Here is a 16937-nt window from a genome sequence, read left to right as displayed (position 1 = left end):
GAGAAAAAATGTAGGCAGAATATACAATCAAAGTCAATAAACGTGCATTTTGCAAATTTCAGAGATAATACTAAAAAGGAGCCAAAACAATACGTTTTGGCTCCTTTTGGCACCCTGGAGAGGACTCGAACCTCCGATCTACCGCTTAGGAGAAGGCCCGGCGTGGTTGTGACGGGCACTCACAACACCTCAAGAACCCTTGCAAACACTCACTTTTTTCAAATCCCATCACTCACAATTTGCCACGTTTTCTTGCTAATCACGGCCATTTTTTAGGGCCGCAATTAGCAAGCAATTAGCAAGCGGGCAAAAAATCGCTTGACGGTTCAGCGTTCAATGCTTCTCATCTTTGCAACACTAATGGTAATCAATTCAAATATCGCCGGTTTTGTAGGTGTTGCAGTCCTCATAGACTTTGTGTGATCTCGTATTTCTCGGTAATTCTAACTTCCATAAAAAATTGTTTCTTGCAAAAAGAAAAACACCAACCATTTCTGATTGATGTTTTCGCTCAAAGCATATTTAGTTGTTAATCAAATTCATACAGACCTTTGCTATAACACATCCAATCCAAATAAACAACATAATCAAGGCGTCCTTTGCCTTTTTTCTGTTTGATTTGTTTTTGGTTTGTTATTTTGGCTTTGTATGCTTTGTTATTAGGGGTATGCTGGTTTGCATAATCATCTAACTGCTGTTTAGTGTGGGTTTTACCCGACATGCCCTTGTTTCGAGCCATAGTGCTTACCTCCTTTCTTCGTAGAAAATCTTACCAATGATTGTATAACGAAACGGTCGGTTACCGAGAACCCTTTTTGAACCCTACTGCAAAAAACACGAGCATTTTTGCTCCAGTCTACGGCCTGACACAGTTCTTTCTTCAAGATAGCGTCCAGCCATAAGCGGGTGCTACGTCCGTTTCCTTCACGAAAAGGATGGGCCACGTTCATTTCAACATACTTGGCAATAATCTCATCAAACGTGGATTGCGGCATCCTGCTGATGTTTTCCAGGGCCGGGGTAAGATAGAGGACAGGGGCAAAACGGAAACCGCCCTTGGCGATGTTCACTGTGCGAACCTGTCCCGCAAAGTCGTATATTTCATCAAACAGATATTTATGGATTTGGGAAAGTCCCCGGAACGTACCGACTTCAAAGGTGTCCAGCAGGTCCTGCTGAAACATCTCCAGTGCTTTTGTCTTGCTGATCCGTTCCTCCGCCTTTGCCAGTTCAGTGGAGTCGGTGATACCCAGCTTATTCTCCAATGCCATAAACGACACCCCCCGTATTAGCAACGGATTTTATGTCCATATTATACCACAAATTAGCTTTCCGGGCAATCAAAGAGTGCCGAACACAACTATGTAAAAACGGACAGGAATGGTACTCATTCCTGTCCGTCTCTATTATGCGATTCTTCCTGCAAGGGCTGTCAAAAGCGCCGCCATATCCGGGGATTCTGTAAGGAGTTTGAGAAGCAACTGCTGTTTGGCTGCTGCGTCAAGGTTTTGAAGCGGGTCTGGTGCCGGGGGCTGCTGTTCCACGGGAGACTCGGTCACCGCTGCGGTTTCTGCTGTGCTGCCACCCCCATAAAACTCTTTCTGGAATCTTGCGGCGTTTATACGACGGTCATCGTCTAAGATATGGGCATACCGTTCCGTGACCATTGTGGCCTGTGCGTGGCCGGTGTCACCCTGAACGGCTTTAATATCGCCACCGCTGAGTTTAAGTTTGTAGGTCGTGCTGGTGTGCCTGAGACTATGAAATACTACCTTGGGGAGATTGTTGTCCGCGATGAGTTTGCCAAAGGCCCGATTGATGTAATTTGCTTCGGTAGGGGTCCCCTGGGTAGTGGCGAATACAAGGTCATAATCTCTATATTCATCCCCTAGCAATTCTTTCAGTTCATCAATCGTTTTTCTGCGTTCTACCAGCATTTCCGCCACCGCCCTGGGCAGAAATACCTTCCGCACACTCGTCTTAGTTTTCGGCTCTTTCAGGGCCAGCACAGTGGAATTGCACCCTCGCATCGTGGGGAACTTAAACATGATACCTTTTTCCCCGATCTGTGCCAGTGATTCCCTAGAGATCCGCTGAAGTTCTTTGTCGATATAGATATAGGCGCAGTCATGGTCTATGCTGTCCTGGCTAATATCCACACAGCTCCATGTCAGGCCCAGCAGTTCCCCCATTCGCAAGGAACAGGCAAAGGCCAGATTGATCGCCAGGGAGAGGAATGGGTCATCGCAGAGGGATAACGCTTTCATCAGTGTTTGAGCGTCCCAAATATTCCGCTCATGCTTCTCGGCTTTGGGAACGGTGGCATTCTGAACGGGATTCCTTGCCATCAGCTCCCACTTTACTGCCTGATTGAACGCGTTCCGCAGGAGTTTGTGTATCTCCCGTATCGTATTGGGGGAGATAAGTTCCCCCTCGGGCTGCCCGTACCGGGGAACTGCTTTCACGGTTTGGAGGTCTTTATAGAATTTAGTTATCATTCTGGGGCTGATGTCATCCAGCTTCACATCTCCGATGATGGGCTTGATGTAGTTGCTGATCAGCGCCGTATGTCCATCAAAGGTAGAGGGAGCCCATGTGTTGACACCATAGAGGGATACATATTCGTCCAGAAAATCGGATAGGGTATCGGCACTGGGCGGGATGAACACTCCGGTGTCTAGCTGATGCTCAATTTCCGCTTTTCGCTTCTTGGCTTCCGCATGGGAGCCGCAGGTTTCCCATTTTTGGCGCTTGGCGCCATTGCTGTCCGTATAGGTATAAACAACGGAATATTTGGTTTTACGTTTAATGATAGACGCCACGGTTGTTCCTCCTTTCAGCTGGCAACTATGGTATGGCGATTTTGGGACTTATACCACGCTTCAAAGCTGTCCTTATAAATGCGGATCTTGTCATTCACTTTCACTGTGACAAACAAATCTCGCTTGTTCACCATGTTATAAACGCTGTTTCGGTGTATGCCCAGCAGTTTTGCCACATCGCTCACCGAAAGGGTTGCGTCCAACAGCTCTTGCGGTGCCGCGTCTTCTCGTTTCTTATAATGGGACTGTCCTTGATACCACGTCTCAAAGTTTTCCTTTAGAATGCGAGTTTGCCCATCGACCTTGAATGTCTCAAAGGGTGCATGGTTCTTTATCAGCTCATAGATGGAGCCAGGGTTCAGCCCGAGGATGTCAGCCGCCTCCGGGACGGTCAGAGACGCAGGGAGTAGTTGGCCTGGTTCCGGCCCGTTGACCTTTTTGTAGTGGAATTGACTGCCGTACCATTCCTCAAAGCTGTCCAGCATGATCCGCATTTTGCCGCCGACAAGAATAACTTTGAAGCGTCCCTGTTTTACAAGCCAATATGCCTCGACCTTTTTCATACCGAGCAGCCTCTGCATTTCGGGGACAGAGATGCTGGTTTTTCCCATATCGAAGTACCTCCTATGTAGATTTTGAGTCCTGGCCCATTGGTTGGTGTCAGAATATGTAGCTTACCAATGTAGCCAAGGCAAAAGCCTTGACTACATTGTAGCGGAGGGGTTTATTTGACTCAAATGTGCGATTGTGCTGGCTAATTTGAAATCGTACAGTTGACAATCACCCATTGTCCAGCCATTTATCAAAGCTGGCTTTGGAGATACGGAGCTGGTTCCCAATCTTGACGCTCCGAAAGAGATTCTTTTTGATAAGGATATATGCGGACGAACGGCTAATATCCAGGATCTCCATAATATCGTCCACGGAGTAGGCCCTTTTTTCGCTGTCAAAAGCAGGCGTTTTTTCTGTGTTGCGGGCGTTGAGTTCTGCCATGCGCTGCTCCATCAATTCATCAGTCATACCTCGTGCCTCCTTAATACCTGTCATCGCCCAGGCGTTTTTTCTTGTGAATGATACGATAATCGTAGCCGTCCCGGACGTGGCAGTACATACAAGATTCTTTAGCTTGTGTGTGGTTGATCCGCCTCACAATATGCTCGGGCGAACAAATGAACTGTCTAAGGCAGGTGCCACAAAGAGTCAGCACCATTTCGCCATGCATCTCATCACGCGGCTCATCGGCATACGACTTCTGTTCCTTCACGGCAAGATCATGCAGGCCGACGCTGATGCCAAGGGCCTCGTCAACATAGTCCATCACATCATCGTCCAAGCAGCCCACATAACTGCCAAGCCTGCTCTTATCAATCGTTCTGATCTGCTCCAGCATAACCATAGAGTTTTGGGGCAGGCCAAAGTATGGAGGGACACCGATATGGGTCGGCTGATGGAGCTTCTTCACCCTGGTCGTGATAGGGGCAATGATGATGGTCGGGCTGTGGCGATTCCCTATGTTGTTCTGGATCACAAGGACGGGGCGGTTGCCGCCCTGTTCAGAGCCGATCACCGGATCTAAATCAGCATAGTACACCTGGCCGCGCAGCACTTCATCTGGCAGTTCTCTATTCATAAGGACACCTCACCTTTATGTGATTTGCCCTTGCAGCCAAATACCCAATTACTTCCCAGGTAGTGTGCAAAACACATCTGACCGCCAATCCATCCAGAGTCTCCTATTATCATAGCTGGCGATTGGCCGTCCCCGTGTTGGCGGTCAGATATGTAATGCACACTATTTGTCCTCGACACCCCGTGTGCAGGCCGAAGCCTGGGAAGTCGTCAAGCGATGGCCTGCTCACCACCTCACGGGAGTTTCACCCCAACTGTCGTTCTGACAGAGCCGCCCCCATTGTTTGAGACTGTGGCTGGGCGGGAGTACCATTGTCATTCCGACTGTCATCGCCATGCCGGGGGCAACCCGACACTTACAAAGGGAATTCTCGCTCACCTCGGATGGGCTGGATGTTTTCGCAGACCTAATTTTCAGCAGGTCATGATTTCCAGCAGTCCGGGCCTCATGGCGTACCCTGTTGTGGTGGCTCATGCTTTCGCACATCGGAACTGATGTACTTGACGAATGTGTATTCGGTTATCAAGGAGCATTGAGGGGCCTGCGGCCCTCTCAACCCCCTACTACAACTTTCGACGCCTCAAACCGAACTTATTTTTTCAAAAAATCTAAGACGAATTTTTCAAAGGCCGCTTTCCGCTTTTGAACAGCTCGATCACTCAGCCTGTACTTCTCACACAGGCTATTTGTGCAGGAGCGTTTTGCGCCAGACAAATATAGTTCCAGCAGTTCCTCAGCCCAGGGCTTCCATTTACGTAGGGCCGTTTTCAGCTCATCTATCAGAAGGTGGTCGGTAGCAAGACTCTCAAGGTTAAAGGCGGAGGGGACGCTTTCGTGCAGTGACTCAAGGTCGGTTTCGGGCACCCCGGCGTCCAAAGATAAAAACGAGTAGGACGAACCGACTTTGCGCTTCCGCTGGGCGATTGTGTTTTCGCTGTTCCACTCCCGGTATTCAGCTGCGGTCGTTTCGATATACATACAATCCAGCTCGTCCCCATCCTCGAAACAGTCTTTCATAAAACACCGGCGCTGTCCTATGGGTAATCCCCGGTTCTCTTTCATAATAGCGTCCCATTCTTCCTGCGTTGCGGCGACAAGTTGCCGGACACCATCGACCTGCTTATAGACTAAATATGTAGTTTTCATTGTGTGATCTCCTTGAATTTTTGGGTTTTGGGGCCAAAAATCCAAGGGATCACGGATAGCGGCAGAGCGCCGCCTGCCAAGCAAGCAGGTTCATTCCCTACTCCATTTCTGGAGCGGCAACAAAAAAAGACCGGGCATCAGGAATAAGAGGGGGGCCCTCTCGCATTCCTAATGTCCGGCCATTTGGTGACTATCAGCCTTACGGCACGATGACCCGTTGCTCGGTACTCTTAGACCTTATTCTGTTGTCACTTCCTCTTTTGTGATATTTGAAGCTAACTGGCCTTGCGCCGATACAGCACTTTCCGGCGCAGAGCCAGATCTACCTCCACGATCTTATGACAGCGGGGGCATTTTATCTCAATTTTTCCCGTGGTGGGCGATACCTTGTCCATCACGCGCCAGCCACATTCCGGGCACCTGACGGCAATATTGACAGATTGAGACATCAATCATCATCCTCCTTTTCAACATCAGCCAGCGCATAGGGGTTCTGCAAATAATCCTTTTTCAGCAGGCCGAGCCGTTTCAGCCTGATAACCATGGCCTGTTTTGAAACACCGAGGAACTCTGCCATTTCGCAGAACCGCCTGTATTCCTTTGGACGATATACCTTGTTCAGTATGCCGATGCCATGTTCCAGGTCAAACCTGTGAAGCGCCCCATGTACGATCTCAAGGGGGAGTAAGAGTGCAGATGCCAGATTGTCGGCCTGCCACTCGCTCCAATCATGGATGGGGAATTGCGGACTGTCGCCCCGGTAACGGACAACGCGGTTTTGGAGCGCCCGATCAGTTGGGTGCAGATCAGCCAAAATCTGATGCGCCGTTTCGTGCGCCACAGTAAAGTGATACCTTCCATACTGAGCCGGATCATCCTTTAGGTCTGTTTCTATCAAAAGGGTTCTCCCGTCAAGATAGTAAAAGAGGGGTTGTCCACTGTCATCAAAGACTTCAACACCGATCTCCTTAAACGCAGTCATTCCCAGGGTCAGTCTGTCTTTTGACAAATGGAAATGGTCGATATGGAGGCTACAAAGCCCGCCGGCCAGGATTTCCGGGTCAACGTGATAGACTTGCTGGCCCGCAAACTGAGGTAAAAGCTTATAGTCATTGAAAACATGGGTTGCTATTTTCTCAAGGTCATTTCGGGATAAGTATCTCATCGTTTGCAGCCCCCATCTTCAAATAATCTTTAGAGTTCCAGCAGTAGAAGGTTCTTTAATACTGGCATTTTCCAAACATTCCTAGAATTTTTGTGTTAAGGAGCTGAAAAAGCTATATACCCAAAATCCGTCCAGAGAAAAACCCTTAATCCAAAAACATTCAGGATCCGAGTCAAAAAATCACTGGAGACATCCAGCTATAAGTTGCTGCTAGACCGCCGCATTGATGTTCTTGGCGGCATTGGTGGCTCGGTTGTGGACAGTGCCACAGACAGGACAGCCCCACTCTATCACTGCGAGGTCTTTCGTTCCGGGCCATTGTGCGCCGCAGATGGGGCAAATCTGGGAGGAAGGGAAGAAAGGGTTTAGCATGATCATCTTCTTTCCGTACCATGCCGCCTTATACTCCAATTACTGCCGGAACTCCCTCCAAAAAGCATCTGAGATTGACCTGGCAAGTTTATGGTTCTTAACCATATGCTTAGGAGCCAAGCCCTCGATACTGATTGGGTCATAGTACCGAACAAGCTGGGTTGACAGTTTATGCAGCGTGCTCTGCAACCGGACAACCTTAACCCTTGCTTTTCCTCTGCGGTTGCGCCCTTTAATTTTCAGGAGAGCTAACGCTGGAGACGGATAAGTTTCTTCTGGCCCTTTGTCAGATGCTTGTGGTTTGGATATTCCACACCGGCGGAGGTAATTGCAAATGACTTGAGGCCCATGTCCAGGTCGACCACCGCCCCAGTAGAGGGCAGAGGTTCCACTTCTACATCGATACAGCAGAGGGCGACAAAATACTTGCCGCTTGGATTTTGTGACTCGGGAGCTGGACACACTTACCAACTACTTTATCTAGTATTACGTTTTATCCAAAGCACTATGTACAGTTCAATCGACACTGAAATAATCAGCATCCATGAGATATTTGATGGAAAAAAGTCGGCACAGGGGAAAGGAGAGAAGCACCCATAAAAAAAGGAGTTTTCTCCCCAAAAGCTACCTACAGGCCCCATTTCAAGCAAAAGATACACATAGATTAAACAGTTTGAAATTATCTCGTTTTTAAAAATCGTTAAAAGAAATACTGTCAAAACGATAAAGAAATTTGCTGAAATTATTATTCTAATTACAGATGCTTGCCACGGTAGGCTTATATTAACTACATCTATGGCAAAGGCACTACCGTAGGCTACTATCCCATGGTTAACCTTTACCACTAGCAGAAACTCCATTGGTATTGTAATAGCCAAAATGATGCCGAGCAAACACGCTTTTCGTTTTATCCATAGCTGAAATAGCGACAATGGTAATGTTTTTAAGAATTCAAACGAAGAAGGTTTTAGTAACTCCGAAAATTGTCTCGCAGTAATGGCTGTAATAAAGAAGCCTAAAATAAACTGACTATAAAAATAGATATCAGTGCTGATACAGATTGAGTTGCCTAAATATCCGATGTTTGTAATTATTGCAGGTGCCTTTGAACATGCCACATAGACGCAATAAACTATTGTAAGTGTGAAAGGAATTGCAATTTCCTTCGCGTCAGTCGAAACTCTCCATTTACCCATTTTCCCTCCCACCTTGATAGTATTCCCAAATATCTTCTAAGGTTGGCTCGATTTCTTCTGCATCAGTAGCTTTTAGAGATAAGTCTTCGCAGTAAACATGATATTTAATTTTTGTTCCATCAGGTTCAGTTGATAGGATTTTGCATTCGGGTTGTAGCGAGCAAAGTCTGAAAACCTTGCCATCGAGCGAATGTTTAAATTTTAAAAATTCTCCCTCAAAAATAATCCTCCCCTTAGAAAGCATTAGAATGTTATCTGCAAGGATTTCCATATCATCAAGAATGTGTGTTGAGATAAGAACAATTTTCCCTGTGAAACACGCCTTAATATTATGGTAAAATCGTACTCGCTCTTTCGGGTCAAGCCCTGCCGTAGGCTCATCAAGTATGATTAGTTCAGGGTCTCCCAAAAGGGCTGTAGCAATTCCAATGCGACGTATCGTTCCAATGGAGCATTGTTTGACTTTATTGTTCAGGCACTCAGTAATATTGGCTTTTTTTGCCGCTAAGGTAACACATTTCTTCACATCCTGCTTTGAAACGCCTTTTGCTTCCGCAACAAAAGCAAGTAACTGGTTGACTTTGAGTGAACGATATACATCAAACTCTTGAGGCAAATAGGCAAGGTGTTTTTTTATGTCCACATGAGATAGTGGTACTCCATCTAATAGAATTTTGGCATTGCTATATTCGGAAGTAGTGATTGCTTTCATTAAGGTTGACTTTCCAGAGCCATTTTCTCCTACAAGAACAGTAAACCCTTGTTTCAATGAGAATGATAAATCCCTCAATATAGGTCTGCCCTTTTTATATGCAAAGTTCAAATTTTTTACAGTTATCATTTTTTCACCTCGAAGATGGATACCCATAATTCAAGAAGACGCAATCATCAAATACAACAGGAACCCCCAGCACACCATAGAGATAATAGATTACGAAAACCTTCTCGGGTAATTCGTCTGTACGATCATACACCTTATATGTATTGGGATTTAGGCATTTTCTTTCTCTTGCTATTTCTAACTCATTCCAATAATCCGAAAGGTTATTATACCTTGCATGGTATAGTTCAATTCCATCTTTAATTTCTCTGTCAAAGAAGCCCATAAAAATGCAGCAAGCCTGAGCCTTACCCTTTAGATTGTAACTATGTGGCGCGGCACTTGTTGTATTTAAATTTGAAATTATGTCATTCAATCCTATAACTGTAAGAGAATAGTCCTTTTTGCTATAGTCTCCATCAAGTATGGGAAGAAACGCAAAATTAACAGGAAGAGCGGCCGAAAACCAAGAAGTATAAATATTCACAGATGAAATATCACTAACATATGAAATTCTACCAGAATAAGAGCATCTGAGCGCTATTACCGATTCCATATCTGAAGAAGGAATTCGAATAGTTATGTAATCCCCATTCCTAGTATAACTACAAGAAGTATTTCCGATGGAGATATTCACATTTTTGAATTGTTCGTCTAGTCTAAAAGTAATGGTATCCAAATTACCTGCAGTCGGATGAATCACAATCTCACATTGAATTGAGGTATTTTCACTCAAATTTATATTTCCTTCATATGACAGCACCTGCCAATTTTGTTTTTCGTAATCCGCTATATATAATTTTTGGTCATATGAATAATACTCTGGATACAATGCGTTCCAATACGCAACCGATATGACTTCTCCAACAAAACATCCAATCAATGCTAGTCCGGCAATTCGCCTGTGTTTATTCGATAGAAAAAACCACATGATAGACATGATCAGAAATAAGAACACGCAGGCACATAACACTTTAGATATAAGAAATAAATCAATGCGAGGACCTGGATAATCCATATCCAAGCCATTTATAAATGTTTTTTGCAGTGAAAAGAAATTCGATATTTTTTCTGCGTTTTTTCCAAATAATCTCAGAAAAATATAGATATTTAGATAGCTAAATATCACAGTGCAGGGAATGCAGAAAAAGTAAACCGACCTGCTTTTCATTATCGAAGCTAAAGCATATGCTGTTGTCTCTGTGATAATAATTATGATGGCCCAACGTATTATGGCATATACCAAGGACAGCACAGTAAATTTCAACTCCGTGCGTTCTATAGCCGCGGATAATATAATAAAAAGAGCAGGAATAAAGCAGAAAGAAAGAGAACATACGATTGTCATCACTATTTTATTTATTTCAATTTGGGCTTTTGAGTACAAGCACATTTGCTCTAAGCCATTTTTTTCTTGCGCAAAGTAAGCAGCAATGCAGAAAACAATTGCTACAAGGACAATCTCAATGTATGCCAGTGAATCAAATCGTACAATATAGTTTGTATGCTCGATATCACCATAGTCAAGGGCTAAATTAAATGCCATGAAAATAAGAGCTATAATTCCATAAGCCAATAAGAAAAAAGGCGTTTTTAGAATATGCTTAGAATAAAAAACTGATAAATATTTCATGTGCATTCCTCTTGAATTATTTATAAATTGTTTTATGCTATGGCGCCCCAATAGGGCGCCATAGCATAAAAACCATTATTGGCTTACGATAACGTTTCCCTGAGCGCCGTTTCCTTCCGAACAAATGACATACGCATAATGGCCTGCAGACGTATCTTTTGGATAAAACGGTTGCGAGGAGTTTGATGTACCGTTCTTCCCTGTAACAGACAGCGTGGCAAGTGTAGAATCAGGGAAATACTCTCTAATGTATCTCAACTGAGCACCAATAGTCCTTGTCTCAGAAGATGTAATAGACGCAGTGAAGACCGCCTCGTCCTTATTCAAGACCCAAAGTACCCCTTCTTCCTTGCCATTCCAAACTCCACCGGTTCCGGCAACGGTGTATGAATGAGAATGGTTAGCTGCTAAACAAGTCGGAACGACAACCAGCAATGCTAAGAATAATGCACAAAACGCTTTTCCGATTCTTTTCATTTTTTAACCTCCTGCTAAATTTTTGAGCAAATGAATTCTCCATATCTTACATAATTTGTAAAATATGGATTTTTGAACAAATGCATTCCCCCCTTCTCAACTATTCAGCCATGAGCAGAACTCAGGAATATAGTGATTGCACGGGATTCCGGCCATGGCTGAAACCAGAAATCACCCATATATTGTAGAAAGCGGAGTTCTTTTTGGGTAAAATTTGCTTGAAAGAAAAATAAACCAAAAAGGGCTAACCGCTATCTACCAGTAGGAAACATTCAGAATTTGAGGCTGTTCACATCTCAAAACTGGAGTTGTGGTGTGTCCTTCCCCTATTCTCTTTTTTTGCCACCCATTTCTGTATCTATAATATAAAACGACTGTAAAATTTGTATGCGGACAAATTCTTTTAAATTTTTTTATTTCCCCAAAACCAGTAAACATCAGTGGATGTGCCACCAGAGGACGAGATAGACTATGACCATATTCTGCTTCTTGAAGCTGGCTTTTATAAAAATCTTGTCCGCATCCCCAAATGGCGATTATCGCCTGACGCTAACAGTAGCTCTTCCTGATGGAATTTTCTATGCAGAGGATAGCACATTATATTGGATGGTGCGTTCCATCAATGACACGGGCATATCTATTGATGAAAATGCTCTTCTGGCTTATCGGGATACCTGTGAGGCATATATTGCTGACGAGCAAAGCAAGTGCGGATATTCGGCTGTAGTCGTTGAACTTCTTTCTCTGAAGGAATGTGCTGATCGAAACGACATTGGGGTGGAGGTATATGTCATTGGTACGGTCTGGACATCTAATTCTCCTGAGGAACTATTGGAAAGCTGGGCAGGCGGCGGTTATTTCGACGGTGAATTGCGCCTTCACCTTGATGATGGTAATTCTGCGATGTTTAATATGCTTGTAGTCGATAGAACTCCGGTTGGTTTCCTGGTAAGGTAGAATAAGTTTCGCAAAAATAAAGAGACATGGTTTGCAGCCCTCTGGTAGAATGAAGTCGCGACACACCATTCTGAAGGGAGACAGCAAACCATGTCCGAAAAGATTGTACAGCTGAACGAGGAAGTAATCAAGGGGCAAATCAAAGAACTGGTTCGGGGCAGTGTAGAGGAAACCCTCAACGAACTGCTGGAGGCCGAAGCGGAGAAACTGACCCAGGCGGCCCGGTACGAGCGCAATGATCAGCGGCAGGGTTATCGCAGCGGCCACTACAGCCGCAACCTTACCACCACTTCCGGGGACGTTACCCTCAAGGTACCCAAGCTCAAAGGGATCTCCTTTGAGACCGCTATCATTGAGCGGTATCGCCGGCGGGAGAGCAGTGTGGAAGAAGCCCTCATTGAGATGTACCTGGCAGGTGTATCCGTCCGGCGTGTGGAGGACATCACAGAAGCGCTTTGGGGCAGTAAAGTATCTCCATCCACCATCAGTGAGCTGAACAAGAAAGCGTATGTCCACATTGAGGACTGGCGGAACCGCCCTCTGCAAGGTGGACGCTATCCGTATGTCTATGTGGATGGGATCTACCTGCGCCGTAACTGGGGTGGAGAGTTTGAAAATGTAGCAATTTTGGTGGCGATCGCGGTGAATGAGGACGGATACCGTGAGGTTTTGGGTGCCGCCGAGGGCATGAAGGAGGACAAGGCCAGCTGGGTCAGCTTCTTCCAGTGGCTGCGTGGCCGCGGCCTGGATGGGGTCAAGCTGGTGGTTGGCGACAAGTGCCTTGGTATGCTGGAGGCTGTGGGAGAAGTATTCCCCGAAGCCAAGTACCAGCGCTGTACCGTACACTTTTACCGCAATGTGTTCTCGGTCACACCTCGTTCCAAAGTGAAGCTGGTGGCAAAGATGCTCAAGGCGATCCACGCCCAGGAAAGCAAAAGAGCGGCCCGGGAGAAAGCCAAAGCCGTGGTGGAGCAACTGCGCTCTATGAAGCTGAAAGAGGCGGCCAGGAAGGTGGAGGATGGCATTGAGGAAACGCTGACTTACTGCGATTTCCCCGGTGAACATTGGACTCGCATCCGTACCAATAACGTCATTGAACGGCTGAACCGGGAGATCCGCCGCCGCACTCGGGTGGTAGGCAGTTTCCCGGACGGCAACTCCGCCCTCATGCTGGTCTGTGCCCGGCTGCGCCATGTGGCCGGCACCCAGTGGGGCAACAAGAAGTACATGAACATGAAGCACCTGGAGGCCTTTGAGGACACCTCCATTGCTGGCTGACTTCTCTCATGCCAGGCCCTGCAAACCTTTTTGCGAAAATTCCTTGACACTACCGGTTTCCTTTCCTGGGATGGGATAGATGCCACCAAATCGCAGAAATTCAATAGCATCAATGTGAAAAGCACCTGACTTTCGTCAGGTGCTTTTTTCGATAATGATGCTACTCCCCCGCTACCCAAGTGTGGAGGGTGTTAACATACCGTCCAAACTGGATTCAGCACGTTCCAGAAACAGATAGTATTGAATAGGATGTACCATTAAGGGTGTAGCTCCCCTTGAGGGTGTACGTACTTCCCTTTTGGACCGGGTAAGTTTCATTGATTACAACAAAGGTTGTTCCGCTGTCCGACCAAGTCTTCAGACGGGTAGCCCCTCTCCACAGCTCCAAATTGACCGAAATATCATCGCCAGGGCTTTGAACGGTTACCTCACAATTCGCTGTCGTGCCTGTAAAAGAAAGGGCGGGACGAACAATGGGAACGCGCGCAGATGCTGTTACAGTCAAAATGACTGCAACAAGCAACAGCAGTGGAATCATTTTCTTTTTCATAAAGCATCCTCCTCGTCGTGTTTGTTAGACTCTGATCAGGGGCAGAAAAGAAACTTGTAGTTTTGCCGCTTTTCTTTTCTATCTTTAAAAACGATGGCTTGATAGCAAAACGGACACCTTTTATCAAAATTTTTAAGTGCACGAGATAGATTCAGCAATTTTCAGCAGCTCTGCCCTTTCCAGATAACCAGACACTATGAAGCCTACTCCGCGACGATCGTCAGTCCATAGTAGGTCCGTAGTCTGGCTACTGTCATTTGGGACAATCCATTCGGCGTCATGATCATTAACTTTATCTGGAATCAGCTCGGCGTCTACTGCGCGAGCTTCTACATTCATGTTATCTGAAAGTAAGTACCAGTTAATAAAAATCATATCGCGACCATTGGAGAAAATTATTGTCTTTCCAGTATGGGTTTCCAGAACCTGGTTTTCCTCATATCCATCTGGGATATAGCCAACTTCATACTCTGGAAGAACAGTCTCTTGAGAATCAGAGGTAAATCGATAAACAATCGCGTTTTCATATATGCTCCGAATCCAGGAAGATACCGCGGCTCTAGCATCCGGATTAGCAGCGAGCATAACTCCGGTGCAACAAAGGGCTATCGTAGCAGCAATACAGGCCCGCTTTAAATATTTTATTTTTTGCTCTTTCCGTCTTCCCTGTTCTTTTAAAACTTCAATTTTCTTTTGAAATTCAGGAGAAAATTCATGTCTGCATGTTTCTGGATCCGGAAGAGATTTTCGAATAGCTTCACCGACTTTTTTCGCAGCCCGTGTCAGTTCTTCATCGCTGATATATTTCAATATGCTCACCTCTCTCCGAGTAGTTTACTTAGGGCCTCTTTTGCCCGCCATATTTGTTTCTGAACATTACTGCGGGTAATTCCTAACATGGACGACAACGCTTTGGTCGTATAACCGCAGTCATACCGAAGCAACAGGATTTCTCGATAATGAGAGGGAAGCCTTGTAAGTGCAGTCGCAAGTTCGTCATCTATCTCTACTTCTGCCTGAACCCCAGGATAATTACTATTCATTTCTATAGTCTGTTTTTCTATTTTATGAAGCCTGCGAAGCACGTCTATAGATTTACTTTCAATGGTATTAACGATGTAGGAGTATGTTTGCGGACTATCTATAACTGAGAGCTTCGAAATATTTCTAATAATGGCCTCGAAAGCTGTTTGGACAGCATCCTCCCTGTCCTGTTCATTGGACAAATATTTTGATGCGATACAATACATTAGTCCAGCGTATCTATCAAATAGCTGTTCGGATTTTGAACGGTCATCTTCGCTTTCTATTATTTGCAAACATACAAACATTCTTCAATCTCCCGTTCTCTCTATTTGTCATCGCTAGGAAAAATGTTCTCGCTATATCAGTGAGCTATTCACTCTATTATTCTTTATTATATTAAATTGATAGGAGTGTGTAAAGTTCAACGGCTTATACAGTATCCATTTATTGTAAAATTTTGAACTCTACCAATTATGCATACTTCAACGTTTTTTTAGATATGCGGCAAGGTCTCGCACAACTTTCAATATAACAGCAGAGTCAGTTGCATTCAATCCTTCCATTGCAACTGCAATATCAATTGCGTCAGATGTCAGGGTGTGTCCAAAAAGAATGGCATCCGCACTGGTACCCAGCACTTCAGCCATTGACGATAACGTGTGAACACTAAAGGAGCGGTCTCCTTGTTCTATATGAGCAAGAAATGATTTTGAAATTTCTAACCGTTCTGCAAGGGCATCCTGTGTAAAGCCAGCTGCTTCACGTAATTCTGATATGTTTTGTCCAATAATCCGATTAAATTCCTTCTTTTTCATTTGCGTACTCCTTCAAAATGTTAGCAAGGTGGGCTGGTTTGATTATATTAACCGTTTCCGCCTGAAGGAATGCGCTCTCAGGGATATATTTGGTGCCTCTGAGGGACACATCAATTCTAATTAAAACAGAAGGGTCAGGCTTATTACGGCCTGACCCTTATCTTTCAGAAGGTGGTATCTATTATCGGGAAATACGTCCCAATTCAAGTCAGAACTTCTTCTAGCGTTCCGATATTAGAAATCGGACGCCAAAATTGATAGAAATTCAGGTAAAAAGTTTGTGCAGAGGTGGCCGTCATTTTTTGGTGATAGGCTCCGTTTTTTAATAAAGAAAAAGTAGGTTCAGAGATTTACATACCAAACAGAACTTTGCTCTTTTACTTGAAATGGGTAAAGGGGCGAGCTGCCTATGCTTGTTTCAATCATTCAGAAAGCGCAGCAAAATGATCCGGATTCAATGCTAAAGTTAATTTCTCAGTTTAAACCTGCTCTACACAAATACGGCAAGAAGCTAGGATATGAAGATGCTTTTGAAGATTTAACGGCGGATTTCATTGAGTTGGTAGGAACTCTAAACACTTCAAAACTTGATAATCCTTCTGATGGTGCAATCATAAAATACATCCATACATCTGTCTATAGGTTCTACCTGAAACGACTTCATACTTTGAGAGAAAAAGGCATTTCTTGTATTTCAATTGAAGACTTGACGCCTGCCCAGCGAAACAGTCTTTCTTTGAAATTGTCCTTATGCGAAAACGAATCTCTCACGAGAACTCTTTTACCTGAAGCGCTGACCTCTAAGGAACGCTATGTACTCTCAGCAATTTATGAACATGGAGCTACTGCTGCCAGCATTGCCAGAGCGTTACATGTTAGCCGTCAAAATATCAATCAGATTAAGAGAAGAGCGGAAAAGAAATTAAAACGACTTTGGTTCTAGTGACAATGCTATGCTCACTCTGGTGTCATTAAATTAAACGTTTTTGTATAAGTACTTTTAAAAATCAGAACTTTTAGAGAAAATATGACAGTGTCTTGCTGATACTA

21 protein-coding genes are annotated in these 16937 nt (G+C 44.8%); 3 read left to right on the top strand and 18 right to left on the bottom strand.

Annotation, left to right across the window (positions count from 1 at the left end; translation table 11 throughout):
* Nucleotides 1-529 precede the first annotated feature (529 nt).
* The 14 genes from Q0Z71_RS08450 to Q0Z71_RS08390 all read right to left on the bottom strand — a co-directional run bounded on the left by Q0Z71_RS08450 (nt 530) and on the right by Q0Z71_RS08390 (nt 11261).
* The gene (locus tag Q0Z71_RS08450) at nt 530-739 is read right to left on the bottom strand and encodes a hypothetical protein (RefSeq protein WP_298020855.1); all 210 of its coding nucleotides are present in this window, start codon (nt 737-739) and stop codon (nt 530-532) included.
* Nucleotides 711-1271: a Fic family protein gene (locus tag Q0Z71_RS08445; protein WP_298020853.1), complete on the bottom strand. Its 561-nt coding sequence runs from the start codon at nt 1269-1271 to the stop codon at nt 711-713. Before Q0Z71_RS08445 ends, Q0Z71_RS08450 begins: the two co-directional genes overlap by 29 nt.
* Before the next feature lie 135 nt (nt 1272-1406).
* Nucleotides 1407-2822 carry a tyrosine-type recombinase/integrase gene (locus tag Q0Z71_RS08440; protein WP_298020850.1) on the bottom strand — a complete coding sequence of 472 codons (1416 nt, stop codon included), beginning with the start codon at nt 2820-2822 and terminating at the stop codon, nt 1407-1409.
* A gap of 14 nt (nt 2823-2836) precedes the next feature.
* Entirely contained in the window at nt 2837-3433 is a 597-nt protein-coding gene (locus Q0Z71_RS08435; RefSeq protein WP_298020846.1) for a helix-turn-helix domain-containing protein, read from the bottom strand.
* A gap of 169 nt (nt 3434-3602) precedes the next feature.
* The gene (locus Q0Z71_RS08430) at nt 3603-3815 is read right to left on the bottom strand and encodes a helix-turn-helix domain-containing protein (protein ID WP_298020968.1); all 213 of its coding nucleotides are present in this window, start codon (nt 3813-3815) and stop codon (nt 3603-3605) included.
* A gap of 40 nt (nt 3816-3855) precedes the next feature.
* Nucleotides 3856-4452 carry a type II toxin-antitoxin system PemK/MazF family toxin gene (locus Q0Z71_RS08425; protein WP_298020843.1) on the bottom strand — a complete coding sequence of 199 codons (597 nt, stop codon included), beginning with the start codon at nt 4450-4452 and terminating at the stop codon, nt 3856-3858.
* Nucleotides 4453-5043: 591 nt separating this feature from the next.
* Entirely contained in the window at nt 5044-5598 is a 555-nt protein-coding gene (locus Q0Z71_RS08420; RefSeq protein WP_298020839.1) for a hypothetical protein, read from the bottom strand.
* A gap of 275 nt (nt 5599-5873) precedes the next feature.
* On the bottom strand, nt 5874-6047 hold the full coding sequence (locus Q0Z71_RS08415; RefSeq protein WP_298020835.1) for a hypothetical protein: 174 nt from the start codon (nt 6045-6047) through the stop codon (nt 5874-5876).
* On the bottom strand, nt 6047-6763 hold the full coding sequence (locus Q0Z71_RS08410) for an ImmA/IrrE family metallo-endopeptidase (protein ID WP_298020832.1): 717 nt from the start codon (nt 6761-6763) through the stop codon (nt 6047-6049). Before Q0Z71_RS08410 ends, Q0Z71_RS08415 begins: the two co-directional genes overlap by 1 nt.
* 210 nt (nt 6764-6973) lie before the next feature.
* Nucleotides 6974-7135, bottom strand: a complete 162-nt coding sequence (locus tag Q0Z71_RS17105) for a zinc ribbon domain-containing protein (RefSeq protein ID WP_363316696.1) — start codon at nt 7133-7135, stop codon at nt 6974-6976.
* A gap of 476 nt (nt 7136-7611) precedes the next feature.
* Nucleotides 7612-8331: a hypothetical protein gene (locus tag Q0Z71_RS08405; protein WP_298020829.1), complete on the bottom strand. Its 720-nt coding sequence runs from the start codon at nt 8329-8331 to the stop codon at nt 7612-7614.
* The gene (locus Q0Z71_RS08400; protein WP_298020827.1) at nt 8324-9172 is read right to left on the bottom strand and encodes an ATP-binding cassette domain-containing protein; all 849 of its coding nucleotides are present in this window, start codon (nt 9170-9172) and stop codon (nt 8324-8326) included. Before Q0Z71_RS08400 ends, Q0Z71_RS08405 begins: the two co-directional genes overlap by 8 nt.
* A gap of 4 nt (nt 9173-9176) precedes the next feature.
* Nucleotides 9177-10784 carry a hypothetical protein gene (locus Q0Z71_RS08395; RefSeq protein WP_298020824.1) on the bottom strand — a complete coding sequence of 536 codons (1608 nt, stop codon included), beginning with the start codon at nt 10782-10784 and terminating at the stop codon, nt 9177-9179.
* A gap of 75 nt (nt 10785-10859) precedes the next feature.
* Nucleotides 10860-11261 (bottom strand): hypothetical protein, encoded by a 402-nt coding sequence (locus Q0Z71_RS08390; RefSeq protein ID WP_298020821.1) that lies wholly within the window; start codon nt 11259-11261, stop codon nt 10860-10862.
* 471 nt (nt 11262-11732) lie between these two features.
* On the opposite strand from Q0Z71_RS08390, the gene Q0Z71_RS08385 reads away from it, so the two are divergent.
* Both Q0Z71_RS08385 and Q0Z71_RS08380 read left to right on the top strand, forming a co-directional pair.
* Entirely contained in the window at nt 11733-12218 is a 486-nt protein-coding gene (locus Q0Z71_RS08385) for a hypothetical protein (protein ID WP_298020818.1), read from the top strand.
* A gap of 90 nt (nt 12219-12308) precedes the next feature.
* Nucleotides 12309-13496, top strand: coding sequence for an IS256 family transposase (locus Q0Z71_RS08380; protein WP_298020815.1), 1188 nt, complete (start codon nt 12309-12311; stop codon nt 13494-13496).
* A 214-nt stretch (nt 13497-13710) separates the two neighbouring features.
* On the opposite strand, the gene Q0Z71_RS08375 is transcribed toward Q0Z71_RS08380, so the two are convergent.
* From Q0Z71_RS08375 to Q0Z71_RS08360, 4 genes are all read right to left on the bottom strand, one after another.
* Complete coding sequence (locus Q0Z71_RS08375) at nt 13711-14046, bottom strand: hypothetical protein (RefSeq protein ID WP_298020812.1); 336 nt, start codon at nt 14044-14046, stop codon at nt 13711-13713.
* A 132-nt stretch (nt 14047-14178) separates the two neighbouring features.
* Entirely contained in the window at nt 14179-14856 is a 678-nt protein-coding gene (locus tag Q0Z71_RS08370; protein ID WP_298020809.1) for a DUF4367 domain-containing protein, read from the bottom strand.
* Between the two features lie 5 nt (nt 14857-14861).
* Nucleotides 14862-15377 (bottom strand): RNA polymerase sigma factor, encoded by a 516-nt coding sequence (locus Q0Z71_RS08365; RefSeq protein ID WP_298020806.1) that lies wholly within the window; start codon nt 15375-15377, stop codon nt 14862-14864.
* 177 nt (nt 15378-15554) lie between these two features.
* On the bottom strand, nt 15555-15887 hold the full coding sequence (locus Q0Z71_RS08360) for a helix-turn-helix domain-containing protein (protein WP_298020803.1): 333 nt from the start codon (nt 15885-15887) through the stop codon (nt 15555-15557).
* A gap of 409 nt (nt 15888-16296) precedes the next feature.
* On the opposite strand from Q0Z71_RS08360, the gene Q0Z71_RS08355 reads away from it, so the two are divergent.
* Nucleotides 16297-16830: a sigma-70 family RNA polymerase sigma factor gene (locus tag Q0Z71_RS08355; RefSeq protein ID WP_298020800.1), complete on the top strand. Its 534-nt coding sequence runs from the start codon at nt 16297-16299 to the stop codon at nt 16828-16830.
* Nucleotides 16831-16937: the final 107 nt, after the last annotated feature.

The sequence above is a fragment of the uncultured Dysosmobacter sp. genome (assembly GCF_947631635.1).
GTDB lineage: Bacteria > Bacillota > Clostridia > Oscillospirales > Oscillospiraceae > Oscillibacter.
This window is presented reverse-complemented; position numbering and strand designations above follow the sequence as displayed.

Bases quoted from the DNA above. Each gene is read 5' to 3' on its own strand.
- Q0Z71_RS08450 (WP_298020855.1), bottom strand. From the start codon at position 739: ATGGCTCGAAACAAGGGCATGTCGGGTAAAACCCACACTAAACAGCAG.
- Q0Z71_RS08445 (WP_298020853.1), bottom strand. From the start codon at position 1,271: ATGGCATTGGAGAATAAGCTGGGTATCACCGACTCCACTGAACTGGCA.
- Q0Z71_RS08435 (WP_298020846.1), bottom strand. From the start codon at position 3,433: ATGGGAAAAACCAGCATCTCTGTCCCCGAAATGCAGAGGCTGCTCGGT.
- Q0Z71_RS08430 (WP_298020968.1), bottom strand. From the start codon at position 3,815: ATGGCAGAACTCAACGCCCGCAACACAGAAAAAACGCCTGCTTTTGAC.
- Q0Z71_RS08425 (WP_298020843.1), bottom strand. From the start codon at position 4,452: ATGAATAGAGAACTGCCAGATGAAGTGCTGCGCGGCCAGGTGTACTAT.
- Q0Z71_RS08420 (WP_298020839.1), bottom strand. From the start codon at position 5,598: ATGAAAACTACATATTTAGTCTATAAGCAGGTCGATGGTGTCCGGCAA.
- Q0Z71_RS08415 (WP_298020835.1), bottom strand. From the start codon at position 6,047: ATGTCTCAATCTGTCAATATTGCCGTCAGGTGCCCGGAATGTGGCTGG.
- Q0Z71_RS08410 (WP_298020832.1), bottom strand. From the start codon at position 6,763: ATGAGATACTTATCCCGAAATGACCTTGAGAAAATAGCAACCCATGTT.
- Q0Z71_RS17105 (WP_363316696.1), bottom strand. From the start codon at position 7,135: ATGCTAAACCCTTTCTTCCCTTCCTCCCAGATTTGCCCCATCTGCGGC.
- Q0Z71_RS08405 (WP_298020829.1), bottom strand. From the start codon at position 8,331: ATGGGTAAATGGAGAGTTTCGACTGACGCGAAGGAAATTGCAATTCCT.
- Q0Z71_RS08400 (WP_298020827.1), bottom strand. From the start codon at position 9,172: ATGATAACTGTAAAAAATTTGAACTTTGCATATAAAAAGGGCAGACCT.
- Q0Z71_RS08395 (WP_298020824.1), bottom strand. From the start codon at position 10,784: ATGAAATATTTATCAGTTTTTTATTCTAAGCATATTCTAAAAACGCCT.
- Q0Z71_RS08390 (WP_298020821.1), bottom strand. From the start codon at position 11,261: ATGAAAAGAATCGGAAAAGCGTTTTGTGCATTATTCTTAGCATTGCTG.
- Q0Z71_RS08385 (WP_298020818.1), top strand. From the start codon at position 11,733: ATGACCATATTCTGCTTCTTGAAGCTGGCTTTTATAAAAATCTTGTCC.
- Q0Z71_RS08380 (WP_298020815.1), top strand. From the start codon at position 12,309: ATGTCCGAAAAGATTGTACAGCTGAACGAGGAAGTAATCAAGGGGCAA.
- Q0Z71_RS08375 (WP_298020812.1), bottom strand. From the start codon at position 14,046: ATGAAAAAGAAAATGATTCCACTGCTGTTGCTTGTTGCAGTCATTTTG.
- Q0Z71_RS08365 (WP_298020806.1), bottom strand. From the start codon at position 15,377: ATGTTTGTATGTTTGCAAATAATAGAAAGCGAAGATGACCGTTCAAAA.
- Q0Z71_RS08360 (WP_298020803.1), bottom strand. From the start codon at position 15,887: ATGAAAAAGAAGGAATTTAATCGGATTATTGGACAAAACATATCAGAA.
- Q0Z71_RS08355 (WP_298020800.1), top strand. From the start codon at position 16,297: ATGCTTGTTTCAATCATTCAGAAAGCGCAGCAAAATGATCCGGATTCA.